Origin of the sequence: Sulfurimonas sp. (assembly GCF_018698455.1) — a bacterium.
In the GTDB taxonomy this organism is placed as follows: Bacteria; Campylobacterota; Campylobacteria; order Campylobacterales; family Sulfurimonadaceae; genus Sulfurimonas.
In genome coordinates this window covers 15,833-34,849 of sequence record NZ_JABIOQ010000064.1, presented here as the reverse complement: position 1 = coordinate 34,849, position 19,017 = coordinate 15,833, and the positions used below count along the sequence as shown (strand labels likewise).

The window sequence follows — 19,017 nt, the reverse complement described above, 5'->3', positions numbered from 1 at the left end:
TAAAATATAATAATTAAATTTTGGGAATTTTATAATATGAATATACTTGTAGTTCGGAACGATAAACTAGGTGATTTTATAACAGCACTTCCAGCTATGTATGTTCTCAAACATCATAATAAAAACAATAAGATTGTAGCTTGTATTTCAAAAATTAATGAAGCATTAGCAAGAAAATGTGACTTTATAGATGAGGTTATAATAGACAATCCTGAGAGTTCAGTTGAAGAACTCTCCCTAGAGATGAAAAAACATAATATAGATGCTTCTATAACTCTTTTTTCAAACACGAGAGTTGCATTTGCACAATTTTTAGCAAGAATCCCAATTCGAATAGCACCTGCAACAAAAATAGCACAATTTTTTTATACTTCGCGAGTGAAGCAAAAACGTAGTGAAGTAAAAATGGCAGAGTTTGAGTATAACTTAGAACTTACAAAAGTACTTTTTCCGGATATAAATCTAGAGTACCCTCAACCACTTTTAGTACTTGATGACACAGCTAAAGTTTATGATGTTTTTCGTATTAACAATGACTTCCAAAAAGATGTCATGGCGTTTCACATAGGTTTTGGCGGATCTTCTGATGCAAACTGGAATACAGCAGAATATGAGAGTTTAATACGAAGCGTTTTAAAAGAAAAAAAGTACCAAGTAGTTCTTACGTTTGGACCAGATGAGAAAAAACTCTATGAAGAGATGCAGATACGATTAAGAGGCTTGGGTGTAGTGTTTTACTTTTCTCTTGATGGACTCATTTACTTCGCAAAGCTCATTAGTAAGTTTAAACTTTTTGTGAGTACGTCAACTGGAACATACCATTTAGCCTCTTTGGTAGGTACTCCCACTTTGACTTTTTTCGGAGATTCTAGATTTGCTAGTGCCTCTCGTTGGAAAGGTATTGGTGATGAGAACTTACAAACTCATTTTATGTTACCAAGTGATGATATCAAACGCGATGATATTTTTGAAGAGGTAAAGCTTAAATTAATAACAAACTAATGATTTTCGCTTATTATATATTGTATAAAGCAAAGCTAAAGTACAATCATTTGAAAGTTATGTAAGGATTTTATTTTAATGAAAAAGTATAAAATAGCAGTAGCAGGAACAGGTTATGTTGGTATATCAAACGGAATACTTTTAGCACAAGGTAACGAAGTAGTAGCCCTTGACATTATTCCTGAAAAAGTGGAGATGCTAAACAATAAAATATCTCCTATCGAAGATAAAGAGATAAGCAACTACTTAGCTACTAAAAAACTAAACTTCAAAGCTACACTAGAAAAAAAAGAAGCTTATGAAAATGCAGACTTTGTAATAATATCAACTCCTACTGATTATGATCCTGAAACAAACTACTTTAACACTTCTCTTGTAGAAATAGTCATAAAAGATGTACTAGAAATAAATCCAAATGCTACTATGGTGATAAAGTCTACAGTACCAGTTGGTTATACTAAAAGTATAAACGAAAAGTTCAACACTACTAACATTATATTCTCTCCTGAGTTTCTAAGAGAAGGTCAAGCACTTCATGATAACCTTTACCCAAGTAGAATTATAGTTGGTGAAAAGAGTGAAAGAGCTGAGACATTTGCAAACCTTTTAGCACAGGGTGCTATAAAAGAGAACATAGACATACTTCTGACAGATTCTACAGAAGCAGAAGCTGTAAAACTTTTCTCTAACACTTATCTAGCGATGAGAGTATCTTACTTTAATGAGTTAGATTCTTATGCAGAGTCTCATGGACTTAATTCAAAAGATATCATTAACGGTGTAGGACTAGATCCTCGTATAGGTAACCACTACAACAACCCGAGTTTTGGTTATGGTGGATACTGCCTGCCTAAAGACACGAAACAACTCAGAGCTAACTACAAAGATGTACCAAGTAACATTATAGGTGCAATAGTAGACTCAAATAGTACTAGAAAAGACTTTATAGCAGATAGTATCATCGCGAGAAGTCCAAAAGTAGTTGGAATTTACAGACTAGTTATGAAGTCAGGAAGTGACAACTTCAGAGCAAGTGCCATCCAAGGCATCATGAAACGCATAAAAGCAAAGGGTATAGAAGTTGTCATATATGAACCTGTAATGCAAGAAGATGAGTTCTTTCACTCTAAAGTCATAAAAGACTTAGAAGAGTTCAAAAAGATGAGTGACGTTATAGTAGCAAACAGACTTGAAGATATACTAAACGATGTAAAAGATAAAGTATATACTCGTGATATATTTAATAGCGATAGTTAAAATTAAGGTTATATATTAGCTTTTATTCTTCGTTTCAGATTTACCTTTTTTTCTAATTTCTGAGCCTCACTTTGAATTATTTGGATAGCAGTAGATTCATCGAAACTAGATAGAGAAGCATACTCTTTTGCAATAATTACTAAATCATTTTTCTCTTTTACCCAAAACTTATTAAAATTTTTTAATCCTTCACTTGCTGATATCTCTTTAAATTGCATTCGGTTTATATCTACTAATGAGAACTTAAAAGTATCATTAGTATTAGTGATAAGGATATTGCCAAGGGAATAGTCAACATGCCAAACACCTTTTTTATGAAGTTCATATGTGAATCTTGTAAATTGTTTTAATATCTCTTGTGTATCTTCGACTTTATGATGAAAGACTTCTCTTATTGTAAAGTTATATGGTTCATAGAGTGATATAAAATAACTCTTGTTAAGTAGACCAAAATTAAAAAATTCAATAATACCGATTGGCTCTGGAGTGTTGACATTGAGCTCGCTTAGTTTTTGGGCATTATTAAAAGATTTTTTTGCTTTACCATCACGAAAATAAGTGTAAGCAACTCTATTAATAAGATGAGGAATTTTAAATGACTTAACAACACATTTGAGACCATTTATTTCTATTATTTTTAGTTCATTTCTGGCTTTGTGAATAGTTTCATCAGCTGTAGTAAATATTTTTTGTATATTTATTAATTCATGTTCAAAGTTTTTATATTTTTTATTTATTTGTAGTTTGTATGACAAATTTAACCTTTTTAATATATTCTAAATATTTTTCAACTACTGAAGATGGGGTGTATTCAAGTAAATGTTTATCGAAGTCAGTAGTACTCTCTGATTTTAAAACTTCAACCATTTTACTTGCAAATTCTTTAACATCAAAGGAGGTTAGATTGTTTTTTAAATCTCCACTCATGATATCAAGTGTCCCACCACGACCTTTTGTTGAGATAATATTTGTGTTACAGGATAAAGATTCTAGTAAAACATTAGGCAATCCTTCATTTTTTGATGTAAAAGCAAAAAGTTCTGCATGTTTAATCCACGGGTATGGGTTTGGTAATATACCCGTAAAGTGTACTATATCTTCAATATTTAATTGCTTGGATAAGCTTTGCAAGTTTTCAAGTAGATTACCACTACCAACAATAACAAGGCTGTAATCAAAATCAAAATTTTCAACTGCATATGCAAATGATTCTATTAATAAAGATACATTTTTTACAGATTCAAGTCTTCCGACATTAATAATGTACTTTTCATTAATATCTGGGATATATTCGAGAGATTTTTTTTGAATTAACTCTTTATTTATAGGACTTGGAATTACTTTTAGAGTTTTTGGATGAACATTACTCTCATCAAAGTCTTTTTGTAATTCTCTAAAAACGGCAGGAGCATTACAGACTATATTTTTATTAGAAAATATAGTCTTTCTGAAAAAGTTGTTAAGAGGTGTTTCGTATTTTCGTAGTACATTAACTTGCTGAATGATTAGTTTGTTACTGTTGTAAGGCCAAATCATTTCAAAAGTACCTTGACCTCTTATGATTATTAAATCGAATTCTCCATTCCTTTTTTCTAATTTATTAAGTTTATACTTGAATATAGGTGTAAGTAATAGACCTTGAAAATAAAAATAACTATGTCTAGCGATACCATTAATTAACTTTGAAAATAAATTTAATATTGCACCAAGAATAGTAAATTTTAGTATTTGTTCAAGATTGAAGAGATGCACTTTCACTTTTTCATTAGGAGATAGCAGTCTTTTTTTTGATTTAAAATATATTAAATGACTCTCATGGCCTTCATTTGCAAATGTGTCTGCTAGGTTAATAGCAGCTCTTTCCATTCCTCCTATTTGAAGGCTTTTTACTACAGTAACGATTCTCATTTTTCTTCTTTAAAGTTATAAAATTCTTTATACCACTTTATAAACTTTTCGACTCCCTCATTAATATCAGTTGATGGTTTATAATTAAAATCATTGACTAATCCACTAACATCAGCAAATGTTGACTTTACATCTCCATCCTGCATAGGAAGCATCTCTTTTTGCGCTTGTTTTCCAAGGTGCAATTCAATTGTTTTAATGAAGTCAAGGAGTTTCACACTTTTATTATTGCCAATATTGTATATTTTATATGCTGCCGAAGAACTATCCGGTCTTGGATTATTGGCATCCCAATTAGGGTTTATAGAAGACGGATTATTAATTATCTTAATTAAGCCATCGACTATATCTTCTACATAGGTAAAGTCTCGACTCATCTCTCCATTGTTAAATACCTGAATTGGTCTATTATTAAGTATTGCATCAGTAAAAAGTACAGGTGCCATATCTGGTCTTCCCCATGGTCCATATACTGTAAAAAATCTAACACCGGTAGTTTGTATTCCATAGAGGTGAGCATAACTATGTGCCATCATCTCATTGGACTTTTTTGTAGCGGCATATAGGCTTACAGGATGATCCGTAGTATCGCTTGATTTAAAAGGCTGAGATTTATTTAAACCATAAACAGATGAACTCGAGGCGAAACACAAATTTTTAACATTATGGTTTCTACAACCTTCAAGTATATTTAAAAACCCCAAAATATTACTTTCTATATAAACATGAGGGTTTTCTATGGAGTATCTTACACCAGCTTGTGCCGCGAGGTTACATACTGCATCAAATTGTTCCTCTTTAAAGATATTATCTATAGCTTCTGTATCAAAGATATCGATTTTGTTAAATGAAAAATTCGAGTATTTTACAGATTCTTGTTTAGAAAAAATATCTTGTGTAGATATTTGAACACCTAGTTCATTTAATCTACCATATTTTAGATTTACATCATAGTAATCATTTAAATTATCAATACCAATAACAGTGTCGCCTCTTTGAAGTAATCTTTTGGTCAAAAAATAACCAATAAATCCAGCACAACCAGTTACTAATATTTTCATCTCTTTCCTAATTGTAATTAATCTTAATTTTGTATCTTATTTGTCATTATATCATTAATAATAAATAAGAGTGTTAATGTGAGTTGTAATTAATCTACTTTTATGAAGTTGTTAGTTATTATTATCTTTATAACATATAGAGGATTAGAATGAACAACACCATAAAGAACTATTTTGTCAATAAAGATAAATATATTTTATTTGTCTATCTATTTTTATTTTTAACTCCTTGGAATTTGATTAAGTCTCAGGTTGCATTTTTTTCTATAATTCTTGTTATTTGGGGATTTTTTAAATATAAAGTTGTAATTTTTGAAAAAATTAAAATTTTATGGCAATTTAAACCTTTATTATTGTGGATATCTTTTGTCTTATTTTGTTTAATAGCTGTTTTTTGGAGTGACTCTTTTTCTGAAGGCTTTAAAAGAGTCTTTAATTTTCATAAGTATGAAATGCTTTTTGCTACAGCGTTATTAATATCTTTAAATAAAGAGCAAGCATTAACAGCAATTAAGGTAGTACTTATGAGTTTTACCGCTTATTCAATATTTAGTATCATAATTTATTTTGATTTGATTACAATAGCTGGAAGCTCATCACTGAATCCAAGAGGAATTTTAAGATACTCAATTTCTACTCAATATATGGTAATAACTTTCTTTTCTTCGTTATTTTTTGTATTTTATTCAAAGCTAAAAGAAGAAAAAATATTATTTATACTTGCAGCTTTCTTGTCATTGTTAGCCTTGTTAGTAAACAATGGTAGAACAGCTCAATTAGCATTTTTATTAATTTTTTTTATTTTTGTAGTAATGTTCTCTATGAAAAGTAAAAAGCTTATTTTAATAAGTCTTTCGGTTTTAATAGGCATAGTATTTATCTTTTCTCAAAATGAAAAAATGATCGATAGATTTAATACTGCTGTAACAGAAATAAAAAGTATAAATAATGATCATACTTATTCGGGTTCTTTTGGTGCAAGACTATATTTTAACAAGGCAGGAATCGAAATCATCAAAGATAACTTCTTCCTTGGTATGGGTCCTGCGGATAATAGACATAAGTTAGTAGAGATGGAAAAAGCAGATAAAGAGTATAAAGCTGTAGTAATTAAACATTTTCATAGTGAGCATATGGAAATATTAACGGCATATGGTTTTATTGGATATATTTTGATTTTTTCAGCTGTTGTATTGTTAATTTATAAATTAAAAGACAAAGGTCTATATTTCTACATATCTTTAAGCATTTTTCTTACACTCTTCTTTGTATCCTTCGCAAATAAAACATTGTCCTTGAAACCTTTGAATTATGTATATGTAATATTCTTTATATTGTTAAGTATAATCGCATATCAGAGTGAGTTAGAAAAGAAATCTTTAGAAAATAGTAATATAGAAGTATAAAATGAAAATAACAGCAAATATAATTACTTTAAATGAAGAAAATAATATAGAAGATGTCATAAAGTCTGTTCAGGAAGTATGTGATGAGGTACTTGTTGTTGACTCTTTAAGTAATGATAGAACTCGTGAAATTGCACTCATTTTAGGTGCTAAAGTTGTAGAGCAAAAGTATCTTGGAGATGGGGTACAAAAAGCATTTGGGGCACCATTGGCAAAGTATGATTGGATTTTAAGTATAGATGCCGATGAGAGACTTGACTTAAATGCACTTAAAGAGATTAAAAACATTAATTTAGAAACAACAAATTATGCTGCTTATAGTTTTAGCCGCAAAACATATGTAGGTAAAAATTTTATAAAGCTTTGGTACCCAGATAGAGTTACGAGACTCTATAATAGAAAACTTTGTTCTTATTCAACAGTTGGTGGTCATGCTAAGGTTGATACTGATAATGTATGTGATTTAAAAGCAGATATGCTCCATTACTCATATGACAACTATTCACAGATGATAAAGACCTCCCATAAGTTTATAACTCGTGGAGCTCGGATTTCATATGAAGATGGTAAACGTGCTTCTAAACTAGACCCTTTATTGCATGGGGCAGGAGCACTTTTTAAGGGTCTTATCCTTAAAGGTGGCTTGTTTCATGGTGTAAATGGATGGAATGTCGCAGTTATATCTGCATTTAGCTCTTATATGAAATATGCTCTTATGATAGAAATAGAAGCAAATGATAAATAATTTTTTAATAAAAATAAAAAATAATTTTATTATTGCTAGTTCGACTAGCCTTTTTCTCCTCATTGCAGAACAACTTTTTAGATTGAGTAATCCTCTTCTAGTATTTAACCTTGATTCGCATAAAGTAATTGTTCAGTTTGCAATATCTTTTACTCTATTATTATTAGTAAGTAAAAAAGCAATACAAGGACTTTTTACCTTCATACTTATATTTATGTTTATGCAATTTTTGCATTTTAACTATTATGGCACTTGGATATTTCCATTAGAATATCTTCTATTATTTACTAAATTTACGGAAACATTAGATACTTTTAGTACAGTTTTAGAAATTACAGTTATTCCTATTTTAATAATGTTACCCACAAGTCTTATTGTTTTTTTCTTACTAAAAAAATTAAATAATCAAAGAGTTACTTTGAAATACCTTTCATTTGTTATGATATTGTTTTTATTATTTATTCCTTTGCGAGTTTATGTCAAAAAAGAATCAAAAAAAGGTGCAAGGCCAAACATAGAAGTTTCGGCTATCGTTAATGGTGTTGAAACGATGGGATACTTCCTTGGAAGAATAGCTCCTCAAAAATTATTTGGAACAGGTAATTTATCTAAAAATATAGTAAAAACACCAACTATTATTGAAAAAACACCTGATATTAACATAGTCGTTATAATGGGAGAATCTTTAACACATTCTAAAATGTCACTTTTCGGGGAGCAAGATATCACCACCCCAAACTTAGATAAATTGAGTACAGATAAAAACTTTTTTAAACAAATAGCTTTCACTTCTGGTATCGTGACAGATGTGGCACTTCCCTCATTTTTTAATATTTTATATGAACCTGACAGTACAGAACAAATTATAAGTACAAATACTTGTCTTTTTAAAATGGCTAAAGATAATGGTTTTGAGACCTACTTTTATAGTTCGCAGAGTCAAATAGGTTTAGCATATATTAAAAGTTACCTTTGTTTAAATGCGGTAGATAATTATATGGATGGAACAGATGATACTCACGAATTGAAAAAGAATGCTTTAGATGAGGTGCTAGTGGATAGACTTGAAAATGTAAATTTTAAAAAGTCTAATTTTATTGTTTTACATCAGATAGGTTCACACTCTCCATATGAGTTAAGATATCCAAAAGAGTTTGCAAAGTTCAAATCAAATAAAGATGATAAATATGATAGAAATAGTTACAAAAACAGTATTCTATATACCGATTACATAATCACTAAAATAATAAAGACATTAGAGAATAAAACAAAAAAACCTACATATGTTTTTTTTACATCTGATCATGGGGAAGGAATTGAAACTCATCGTGGACATGGAAATTTGAAGTTAGCTTCAAATTATGAAGTACCATATTTTGTATATACATTAAATGTAAATAATAGGTTCAAAAAAGAAGTAAATAGCAAATACACATCTCACTATAAGATATCTAAACAAGTGGCAACAACCTTAGGATATGATATCTCAAATATGAAACATGATGAAAATAAATATGTTGTATGTGGAAAAGACTTGTGTGGTGTTGCTGGTTACTTGGAACTTTATGTGGATAAAGATGAGATAGTAAAAAAGAGAATAAAGTAGTTTAATGAAAAAAGATGTAAATAAACAAACAATTATAGAACTTTGCATGTCTCCTGACTTAGGCGGGCTAGAATTGTATATGGCAGAAGCCGCAAAATTCTTAAGTTCTTGCTTTAATGTGATTTCCATTATTAATGAAAAATCTAAACTTGAAGAGTATTTAGTGGATGAAAACTATTTAAAAGTACATAGTAAGTCAAAGTTTTCTATCTATCTAAGTGCAAAAAAGATTGCTAAAATAATAGATAATAATTGTGTAGAACTTGTTCATATTCACTGGACAAAAGATTTGCCTTTAGCTGTTTTAGCTAAACTGATTTCAAAAAGAAAACCAAAAATTGTCCAAAGTAGACATATGACAATGACAAGATTTAAAGATGACTTGTATCATCGTTTTTTATATAGACAAGTTGACATGATGTTATCCGTAACGAAGCAAGTTCAAGAACAAATAGAGAGATTTATTCCTAATGATATTAGACCAAAAGTTTTTTCTCTTTACCCTGGGGCAAAAGTAAATAAATTTTTAAGTGAAAATGAAAAAATAAGTTTAAAAAAAAGACTTGGTTTTAATTCACAAGGATTTAATATAGGTATGGTTGGAAGAATTAATAGAGATAAGGGCCAGTATCTTTTAATAGAAGCAATAGAACTTCTTAAAGAAAGAAGCTTAAATGTAAATGCTTACTTCGTTGGAAACGCTATGCAAGATAGTTATTTAGAATCCTTACAGGTAAATGTAAGAAATAAAGAGTTAGAAAGTAATGTGGCTTTTTTAGGTTTTATGGATGCCCCAAGTGATTTTTATCAGTTGTGCGATGTTATAGTCCTCGCTTCAAAAAGAGAGACATTTGGTTTAGTTCTAGTAGAAGGGATGATGCATAAATGTGCAGTAGTAGGTGCTGATACTGGTGGTGTTATTGAAATAATTGATGATAAAGAGACTGGACTTTTATTTAAATCACAAGACTCTGAAGACTTGGCGAATAAGCTAGAATTACTGATGCGGGATACTCTTCTTTTGGATAATATCAGAGCAAAGGGACAGAAAAAAAGCTTGAGACTGTTTAATAGTCAAAAACAGTTTCAAGCTTTAGCGGAAATTTTTCAAAATGAGTTAGTATGCTAGTAACAGTTATTATACCTACATATAAGGATGTTGAAGCACTTCGTTTAATACTCGATGCTTTGCAGTTGCAGACATATAAAAACTTTGAAGTTCTTGTCGCAGAAGATGATGACTCGAAGGAAGTGAGTGATTTTCTAGTGGGATATAGTTCTAGTTTTGTTATAAAACATCACTCTCAAAAAGATGAAGGATGGAAAAAAGCAAGAGCATTAAATGCTGCAATATTACTTAGTGAAGGAGAATACCTAATTTTCTTTGATGGAGATTGTTTACCTTATAGTACTTTTGTGGATGGACATGTGAAATTAAGTGAACCAAATAATGTTCTGTGTGGAAGAAGAGTAAATACTGGGGATATGATGACTCAGCAGTTAAGAGAAAAAGTACTAAGTATTACAAAAATTGAAAAAGATTTTTTTAGCTTTTGGAGTCGTTTTAAAGCAGATGGTGCTCGACATATTGAACAGGGAATTTATCTATCTCCAAAAAATATTTTATATGTATTACTCATAAAATTACTTGATAGGAAAAAAACTTTAGTAGGATGTAACTTCTCTGCTTTTAAAAGTGATATGTTGAAAATAAATGGATTTGACGAGTCATATCCAAGTGGTGATATCGCTGATGATATTGATGTGGAATGGAGACTAAATTCTATAGGTGTAAAAAATAAATCTTGCAGGTATGCTGCTAATTTAATTCATTTAAATCATGACAGAACAGATAGAAAAGAAGCACATAAAAATAATTTTGATTTAATGTTGAAAAAACAAAAAAATAAAACAGTATATTGTAAAGATGGAATCATTAAAAGCTATAATGAACCCCTAAAGATTAACCAGTAAATCTTATTTTTTAATTCCAAGATGTTAGAATAAAAAGATGAAGATATAGGGATTAAAAATGGAGAGTACAAAACGATAGTATAATGGTTCCCTTTTTTCAGACCAGTAAATTAATTTTTCTAGGGTAATAGTTCTTGTGTTTCTTGTAAAAAAGAGAGTACTCCCTATTAGTTTATATACTCCATGATTAATCCCAAGTCTTACTTTATACTAACTTTTATATCTCCTAAGACAATCAACTTCTTTTCATAAGGCTTTACTCTTTCATCTAAAAACTCTTTTTTTCCTTTGTTTATAGCTTCATAGTTCTCTTTAGATGCTTTTATAACTTTAAATAGGTAGTTGCGCTTAGTGTTTAAAAACTCTTCTATCATATGAAAGGAGTAACTATCCTTGAGTTTATGAAGTATTTCATCTTCACTAGGTCTCTGAATATTAAACCTAGAGGGGTCAGATGTGTGTAATTCTTGAGATTGCTGGATTTGTTGTTCAAAGTACATGAGAGTTGCTTGAACTTTTTGCTCATTTGAATATGAGAGGAGGGCGTTAAAGTGTGCATTTTTCTCTTTTAAACTTCCTATGTCTTGAAGCATCGCTATATGGTAAGAGTTGAGAATGTTTTCATGCGTTTGTGAAGCAAACTTTCTTATGTTGGCAAATTCTAAGTCCGAAGATATTTCTCTGTTTTTCTTTATGAGTTCATAGCGACTTTGCCAAGAGACCACTTTTTTTTCTATGTTGAAGTAAATACTCTCAAACGCAGTGTTGATATCATCCTCAACAGTTTGAAGTAGTTTCATTGAGCGTTTGAGCATTTTTTTAAGTCTATCATTATCGTAAAAAAGATTTTTAAAGATGGTATCACTATCTATGTAAAAGGTGGAGTAGTCAAACTTTTCAAACTTATGCTTTTGACTAAAGAGGGCTTTTGAAGATTCATAGCGTTCTGACATTTGTTCATTTATATTTTCATAAATTTCTTGTGCTATTTTTTGTAGTATCTCTTCTATGTACTTATAAATCTTTTCTAGTTCTAGAGAGTATTGTCTATTTATCTCATCAAACGCGAGCAGTGTAGGTTCTTCTTGTGACCCCAGTATTGTTTTTAGTGAGGTATAAACTGCTATCATCGCTTGATATTCATTTGACAAGATGCCACACATGTTTTTTATGTCTTTTTTGATTGCAAACTCTTTGGAACGATTTGCATTTGGTCTCATGACAGTATTTATAAACTCCAAAACTTCTTGTATGTTAGACTCTTTTATGAGTTGTGCGTTTTGGCTTATATCTTGTTCTTTGATCTTATGTATTTCTTTTTGAAATGTAGAAAAGTCCTTGCTGAAAAACTCCAAGTTATTCTCATTTACATTTTCTTTGATGTTTCTACTAAACTTTTTTATGAGAGACTCGATGGAGTTGTCTATCTGTGTTGATTGCTCATCCACTCGTCCATCAAGTGCCATTTTTGAAGAGATTGCGGTTACTTGAACAAAGTAGTTGCTAAACTTATCTTCTACATACTTTTGAGTCGTATTTATCTGCTCCTCTGTAAACTTATCTTTTTGATTTAAAACGCAGAGAGATTTTGTTTTAAACTGAGGCATATACTCATCTAAAATCTCTTTTTCACTTAACTTCCCAGCATTGTCCATCATGCTCAACCAGATTATTCCACCAACATCTCTGAGTATGTTTTTTGTAGTTTGTGTGTCATGAAGTGACTGAGAGTTTAAACCTGGAGTATCAACAAAAGATATGTCTTTTAGTATCTCCATGGGTGCATAGATGGTGAGGTACTTTATGTTGTCTATATTTTGAACTCTTTGGTCTGTATACTTTGAAATGTTCTCTATGGAGTGGTACTCCTGCGCTCCTGAATGATAGGTGATTTTTAGTTTATACTCCTCACCATAGTTGATGAAGTTCACTTTTGAAGTAACAGGTGTTATACCAGTTGGGAGTATGTCTTTACTAAGTAAGGCGTTTAAAAAGGTAGACTTTCCAGATGAGAACTGACCTGTTATAGCCACTTCAATTGGATACCTTGCACGACGTATCTGTTTATCAAGTATCTGTTTTAGTTGTAAAGAGGGAAGGAATCGTTCATCAAGAAGTTTGTCGCTTATCTTTTTTATATCACCAACTAGGGAATTTTCATAGATGACATCTTGTGTTTGGTGCTCTTGCTTATACTCATCAACGAAACTACTTAAAAGAGGTGATATTTGATTCATTATTGCATCACCTCTATCTTTTCATTGAGTAATTCAAGGCTTTTTATCTTTTCATGGATATCTAATGAATGCTCAACTGCATTTGATAAGCTATTTGTTTGTAAGTACTTACTCAAACTCTCTTCATCTTGTGCAAGTTTCTCTTTTATCTGAAGTAGAGGTTCTTTTAAAGAATGAAAAAATTCTTGAATAAGCACTTGTGCCAATGACTCGGCTCTTGTATATATTTTATTTTCAATGTTAGAAAAGTACTCTTTGAGTCTTGTGTTTATCTGTATGTCTAAGTCATTAATGGATTTTAGTCTTGCATTTGAAGTAAAGCTGACAAGAGTTTGTAAAAGTGGTTCTAAACTCATCACTAAAAACCCATGTTTTATGGACTCTTTATAACTTTTATCTACATCACTCTGCGTTAAAAGCTGTAGCTTTTTGATGAGTTTATATCTGTAGTCTCTTACGATGTCTATGATGCCATCTTTAAATGCAGTCTCTACAATAGAAGTTATTCTAGAGTTTTGAGGGACTTTTTTTGTCTGTTCAAGAGAGTATCTTACATCTGTGACAACTCTTTGTCTTATGGTTGTCTGTAGCTCAAGAAGTTCACTCTTTAAAAAGTTTTGAAGTGAGTGTAAATACTCTTGTGTTCTTTTGTTTTCATACTCTAAGTTCTCGAGTTTTTCAAATATATGTTTCTCTTCTTCTTCGCGTTTAGCTTTCAAGTTTACTAACTCTAGCTCTAGTTCTTCTTGGGATTTTGAACTCATCTGCAGTTCAAAGTGAAGTCTTTGACTTTCTTGATCTATGCTATGCTTTATTTGTGAGAGAGCAGACTTTATGATGAGCTCGCCCTTGACACTTGAAGAGCCAAATAGATTTTTATTGAGGTACTTTTCTATTTCAAGTATTCCTGTATCTTCTAGAGTGTACCCTGCATCTAGTGCTTCTTGCTCTTTCCCGATTCTATGATTTAAAGCCATATATGCAGAGATAGGGATAAACTCTATTGTATCAAGTATGAAGTCAAGTTTCGAGTTTTTGTTTTGTCTGATTAACTCTTGTTTTATAGACTCTTTGGTGTAGTGTATGACTTCGTCCAACTCTTTTTTACCAACTGTATCGGCTCTTGTTATGACGACTAAAAGCTTGGAGATGTTTTGGTATAAGAGAGCATCTATGAGAAACTCAACGTCTTTATTTGTAGCACTTTGAGAAACATTCATAAGGTGTAACATCATGTCACATCGGCTGATGTACTCTTTTGTCACTTCTTCGCGTTTAACAACAGGGTCATCTAAACCTGGGGTATCTACTATCTCTACACCATTGCTTAAAAAGGGGAGGTCTACACCAAGCTCTACATACTTTATAAATTGTGAAACTTTTTTTTCACTCTTTGCAGATGTGTATGTAGAAAGTTCGCTAACTTCTATGTTTTGTTCTCTCGGGCTCTCTTGTATACACTCATTTGAAGTCTCACCAAATATTTCAGTATATTCTTGTTTACTCCAGTAAAAAACCTTTGCATTTTCCTTTGAAGCATATTTTATAAGGGTCAGGTTGAGTGTTTCTGGAATGACTGCACTCCCTAGAAGTTCTTTTCCTAAAAGAGCATTGAGAAGGGTTGATTTTCCTGCGTTTATGACACCTGTTACACCAATGGAAAACTTTTGTGCCTCTAAGTACTTATGTATCTCTTGGAGCTCATCGTCTTTTGTTTTATCCTTTACTTGTCGTTGAAATTCTTCTATGAGTAATGTAACTCTTTTTTTTTTATCTTTAAAAGAGAAGTTATTTTGTTTTGTTATTTGTTTTGTAATTATTGGAAAGGAAACTTTCTCAAAAAGTGAAAGGATTTTTTTATGATTATCGTAGTTTAAAATAGATTCTTCTTTTAGGTGGTTAAATGTATTATTTAATATATCAATATTTTTTTGTGTAGTATTGGACTCGAGATAGTTAGTAATAGAATTTTGTATGGAGTAAAGTTCTTCAATTGTCCGTGGGACAGGAATATTTAAAGTCTCAAAAAAGACAAGAAAAGATTTTAAGATAGTAAACTTCTCAAAATCTTTTCTAAACACTATCAATATAATGGCTAAACTTGTAAAAAAGTCATCATTGGTACTAGTGTTTATTTGTATATCACAAGAGCCATCTTTAAGGTTGATTCCATGATATAGTAAAAAGTAGTTAGAAGTTAAACTCATACCTTAGACTCATTTTACAGAGACAAGTTTTCTTCTAAGGTAGGCAATCTTATTCTGTAGAGGGAGATGTTTAGGGCAATGATCTTCGCATGAAAGTAGTGACATGCAACCAAAAATACCATTGTCATCACCAATGAGTTCATAAAAGTCATCATCTGTGCGTTTATCTCTTGGGTCAATAGAAAACCTTGCTATACGGTTAAGTCCAGCAGGCCCTACAAAGTCAGGACGCATAAGAGCGGTTGCACAAGATGCTACACAAATTCCACATTCTATACATCTATCTAACTCAAAGACTGCATCAGCAGTATCTGGATCCATTTTTTCTTCTATTTTAGTGATATCAACCTCATCATTTGAAACTATCCAGGATTCAACCTTTGTTGACATGTTATCCATCCACTTTCCTGTGTTAACAGAAAGGTCTTTAATGAGTTCAAATGCAGGCATAGGTATAAGTTGAAGTTTTCCATCAGGATAGTTTTCTATAAGTGTTCTACACGCGAGTGTTGGTACACCGTTAACTACCATTCCACATGAACCACAAATTCCTGCACGACAAACAAAGTCAAATGAAAGGTCTGCATCTATCTCCTCACGGATTTTTGTAAGGGCAATAAAAAGAGTCATTCCAGGTGTCTCTTTGAGATTGTATTCTACAAATTCTGGTTTAGAGTCCTCATCTCTTGGATTAAACTTGAGTACCGATATTGTTATATCTCTTGACATTATTTTTCTCCCATTCTTTCGTTTTTTTCTCTATAGTTCATTGGAAGGTCAAAGTTCATCATAGCATCTTGTATTTGGTGTCTATCTTTGCCTGCTTCTTCCATCTTTTCACGAAGTTCATCTACTTCTTCTTGGCGTTTCGTAGAGAGCTCATTCTCTATAATCATACCCTTTGCTCCATACCCTCTAAATGCAGGAGGCATTTCCATCTTCATTATGTCTAAATCTTCATAAGAGATTGTAGGCATAGTGTCATTTTCATTAGGCCAAGAACTGAGTGTACGTTTGAGCCAGTTTTTATCGTCGCGTTTTAAGAAGTCTTCTCTGTAGTGTGCTCCACGAGACTCAGTTCTCTGTTGGGCACCTTTTGCTATACATAAAGCAAGTTTAAGCATTTTTGGAACTCTATATGCTTCTTCAAGCTCTGGATTTCCTGCTTTTGCTTTTGATTTTACATTGATATTTTTTGTTTTTTTAAGTAACTCTTCAAGTTGTACAACCGCTTCGCCTAAGTGTACACCATCTCTAAATATACCGACTTTTTTATCCATAAGTCTTTGCATTGTGTCTTTTATTTTGAAAATACTTTCATCACCATCAAGGGAAAGAATAGTATTTATGTTTTTTTCTTCTTTTGCTAAAAACTTATCAATAGTACTTGTTTTGATATCTAACTCATTGTCTATGCAGTAATCGGCAAAGTAGTTTCCAACAATCATACCAGCAACAACAGTTTCACTCACCGAGTTTCCACCTAGTCTGTTAAATCCATGCATATCCCAACATGCTGCTTCTCCACAAGAGAAAAGTCCACTTAGTTTTTGAGATTCACCTGTTTTTTTCGTACGAATCCCACCCATTGAGTAGTGTTGCATTGGTAGAACAGGAACCCAACCTTTTGGACCTTCTTCAGCAGGGTCAATTCCGTTAAATATCTTACAAATCTCTTGAACATCACGAAGATTTTTTTCTATATGTTCACGTCCAAGAATGGAAATATCGAGCCAAATATGGTCGCCATAAGGAGAGGGAACGCCTTTGCCATTTCTGATGTGTTCTATCATTCTGCGACTTACAACGTCACGAGAAGCAAGTTCTTTTTTTTCAGGTTCATAGTCTGGCATAAATCTATGCCCATCAACATCTCTTAAAATTCCACCATCACCACGACATCCTTCAGTGAGAAGAATTCCCGATGGAACTATAGGGGTAGGGTGAAACTGAACGGCTTCCATATTTCCCAAAGTTGCTATTCCTGTTTCTAATGCAATCGCTGCACCCATTCCCTCACATATAACTGCATTTGTAGTCTGTTTATAGATTCTCCCATAACCACCAGTAGAGATACAAGTTGCCTTGGATATATAAGCTTCAAGTTCACCAGTAATTAAGTCTCTAACTATAGCACCATAACAGCGTTCATTTTCATGTATAAGGCTTATAGCTTCTTTTCTATCTCTTATGTCGACTTCATTCTTTAGTGCTTCATTTGCCACACTAAAAAGCATTGTGTGACCTGTTGCATCTGATGTATAACAAGTACGCCATTTTTTTGTGCCACCAAAGTCACGGGACATGATGAGTCCGTGTCTATCTGCATCTTCTGTTATTGTTGTTTTTTTTGCATTAATTACAGCTTCGCGAGAGCCTTCTCTTACTCTTGTCCAAGGAACACCCCAGCCAGCAAGTTCACGAATGGCTTTTGGAGCGGTATGAACAAACATACGAGCGACTTCTTGGTCACAACCCCAGTCACTCCCCTTTACTGTATCTGAGAAATGAAGGTCTTCATTATCTCCCTCAGACATTTTCGAGTTTCCTAGTGAAGCCTGCATACCACCTTGTGCTGCTGCACTATGAGAGCGTTTAACAGGAACTAGAGATAAAACGATGGTATTTAAACCTTTTTTCTGTGCAGCTAGACTTGCTCGAAGACCAGCTAGTCCACCACCAATTATTAAAGCATCGCAGTAAGTTATTTTCATTATTTAGCCTCTTTTATCATTGAAGTAGGTACATATTTTTCACCTACTTTGTCTGCATGTTCCATACCGATTTTCATGTAAACTATAAGTGCAGCAAAACCTAAAGTTAGAAAAAATCCTGTAAGTGCCCATTTGACTTTTTTTAATCTTTTTCTTGTTGCCTGAGGGTCTTTTCCATCAAACCATCCCCATTTAATGCAGAGTCTATAAAGACCGATAGTCCCATGAAACTCTACAGCTAAAAGAAGTGCGATATATAAAGGCCACATCCACTCACTCCAAACTCTATCTGCTGAAGCATAAGGTCCAATATCGGCAGAGTTTGTCATAATGATGTAGAGGTGAATAGAACCTAAGAAAAACATTACAAAACCTGTAAATGCCTGATAGCCCCAGAGTTGAGTATCCTGATGTTGAATACTTTTTGTATGTGCTTTAAGGACTTGGTACTGTTTAAAATTAGAAGGAAGTTTACGCATACCCAGAGCGGCATGTACGACAAAAATTACAAAAACTATAAATACAAAAATACTTACCATAAGAGGACTTCCCCCATCTATGATGAAACTACCCTCAAGAAATTTTGTCACATAATACATAAAATCTTTGGAGACAAGAATGGAAGAAACCATCATCATATGTCCCCACATGAAAATTGCTAAAAATCCACCCGTTAAACTTTGAATATAGTCTAGTTTTGCTGGTATACGGCTTTTTTTACCGTTTGTAGTTTTCCCAATGTAACCTTCTATCAAATCACTCATCTTTACATCCTCTATTTTATTAGATAAGTTTATCCTATCATAATTAGGCTACAAACACTTTATATTTCTGAACTTCATAGTATATTTAAGCCCTTTGTATACTTGGGAAACAGCTTGCATGGTTCCCTAAAGTTTT

15 protein-coding genes are annotated in these 19,017 nt (G+C 32.1%); 7 read left to right on the top strand and 8 right to left on the bottom strand.

Annotation, left to right across the window (positions count from 1 at the left end; all coding sequences use genetic code 11):
• The first annotated feature begins 36 nt into the window (after positions 1–36).
• Entirely contained in the window at positions 37–1,002 is a 966-nt protein-coding gene (locus HOG88_RS09590; protein ID WP_295005593.1) for a glycosyltransferase family 9 protein, read from the top strand.
• A 78-nt stretch (positions 1,003–1,080) separates the two neighbouring features.
• Positions 1,081–2,259 (top strand): nucleotide sugar dehydrogenase, encoded by a 1,179-nt coding sequence (locus HOG88_RS09585; protein WP_295005591.1) that lies wholly within the window; start codon positions 1,081–1,083, stop codon positions 2,257–2,259.
• An 8-nt stretch (positions 2,260–2,267) separates the two neighbouring features.
• Here HOG88_RS09585 and HOG88_RS09580 read toward each other — a convergent pair whose 3' ends face one another.
• From HOG88_RS09580 to HOG88_RS09570, 3 genes are read right to left on the bottom strand one after another with little or no spacing between them, the layout of a single operon-like run.
• On the bottom strand, positions 2,268–3,014 hold the full coding sequence (locus HOG88_RS09580; protein ID WP_295005589.1) for a lipopolysaccharide kinase InaA family protein: 747 nt from the start codon (positions 3,012–3,014) through the stop codon (positions 2,268–2,270).
• Positions 2,989–4,167 carry a glycosyltransferase gene (locus HOG88_RS09575; protein WP_295005588.1) on the bottom strand — a complete coding sequence of 393 codons (1,179 nt, stop codon included), beginning with the start codon at positions 4,165–4,167 and terminating at the stop codon, positions 2,989–2,991. The genes HOG88_RS09580 and HOG88_RS09575 overlap by 26 nt, the downstream gene beginning before the upstream one ends.
• Positions 4,164–5,228, bottom strand: a complete 1,065-nt coding sequence (locus tag HOG88_RS09570) for an NAD-dependent epimerase (protein ID WP_295005586.1) — start codon at positions 5,226–5,228, stop codon at positions 4,164–4,166. Before HOG88_RS09570 ends, HOG88_RS09575 begins: the two co-directional genes overlap by 4 nt.
• 149 nt (positions 5,229–5,377) lie before the next feature.
• Between HOG88_RS09570 and HOG88_RS09565 the strand changes: the two genes are divergently transcribed.
• The 5 genes from HOG88_RS09565 to HOG88_RS09545 are packed head-to-tail and all read left to right on the top strand — an operon-like array spanning position 5,378 to position 10,959.
• Positions 5,378–6,634, top strand: coding sequence for an O-antigen ligase (locus HOG88_RS09565; RefSeq protein WP_295005584.1), 1,257 nt, complete (start codon positions 5,378–5,380; stop codon positions 6,632–6,634).
• 1 nt (position 6,635) lies between these two features.
• The gene (locus HOG88_RS09560) at positions 6,636–7,379 is read left to right on the top strand and encodes a glycosyltransferase family 2 protein (protein WP_295005582.1); all 744 of its coding nucleotides are present in this window, start codon (positions 6,636–6,638) and stop codon (positions 7,377–7,379) included.
• On the top strand, positions 7,369–8,985 hold the full coding sequence (locus tag HOG88_RS09555) for a phosphoethanolamine transferase (protein ID WP_295005580.1): 1,617 nt from the start codon (positions 7,369–7,371) through the stop codon (positions 8,983–8,985). Before HOG88_RS09560 ends, HOG88_RS09555 begins: the two co-directional genes overlap by 11 nt.
• 4 nt (positions 8,986–8,989) lie before the next feature.
• A complete protein-coding gene (locus HOG88_RS09550) occupies positions 8,990–10,114 on the top strand; it encodes a glycosyltransferase family 4 protein (RefSeq protein ID WP_295005578.1) in 1,125 nt (374 codons plus the stop codon).
• Entirely contained in the window at positions 10,108–10,959 is an 852-nt protein-coding gene (locus HOG88_RS09545; protein WP_295005576.1) for a glycosyltransferase, read from the top strand. The genes HOG88_RS09550 and HOG88_RS09545 overlap by 7 nt, the downstream gene beginning before the upstream one ends.
• 200 nt (positions 10,960–11,159) lie before the next feature.
• Here HOG88_RS09545 and HOG88_RS09540 read toward each other — a convergent pair whose 3' ends face one another.
• Genes HOG88_RS09540 through HOG88_RS09520 form a run of 5 tightly spaced genes read right to left on the bottom strand, consistent with a single transcriptional unit; the run spans position 11,160 to position 18,881 of the window.
• The gene (locus tag HOG88_RS09540) at positions 11,160–13,196 is read right to left on the bottom strand and encodes a dynamin family protein (protein ID WP_295005574.1); all 2,037 of its coding nucleotides are present in this window, start codon (positions 13,194–13,196) and stop codon (positions 11,160–11,162) included.
• The gene (locus HOG88_RS09535) at positions 13,196–15,403 is read right to left on the bottom strand and encodes a dynamin family protein (RefSeq protein WP_295005572.1); all 2,208 of its coding nucleotides are present in this window, start codon (positions 15,401–15,403) and stop codon (positions 13,196–13,198) included. Before HOG88_RS09535 ends, HOG88_RS09540 begins: the two co-directional genes overlap by 1 nt.
• A 9-nt stretch (positions 15,404–15,412) precedes the next feature.
• Positions 15,413–16,132, bottom strand: a complete 720-nt coding sequence (locus HOG88_RS09530; protein WP_295005570.1) for a fumarate reductase iron-sulfur subunit — start codon at positions 16,130–16,132, stop codon at positions 15,413–15,415.
• Positions 16,132–18,117, bottom strand: coding sequence for a fumarate reductase flavoprotein subunit (locus tag HOG88_RS09525; RefSeq protein WP_295005568.1), 1,986 nt, complete (start codon positions 18,115–18,117; stop codon positions 16,132–16,134). The genes HOG88_RS09530 and HOG88_RS09525 overlap by 1 nt, the downstream gene beginning before the upstream one ends.
• Positions 18,117–18,881 (bottom strand): fumarate reductase cytochrome b subunit, encoded by a 765-nt coding sequence (locus HOG88_RS09520; RefSeq protein ID WP_295005567.1) that lies wholly within the window; start codon positions 18,879–18,881, stop codon positions 18,117–18,119. The genes HOG88_RS09525 and HOG88_RS09520 overlap by 1 nt, the downstream gene beginning before the upstream one ends.
• Positions 18,882–19,017 lie beyond the last annotated feature (136 nt).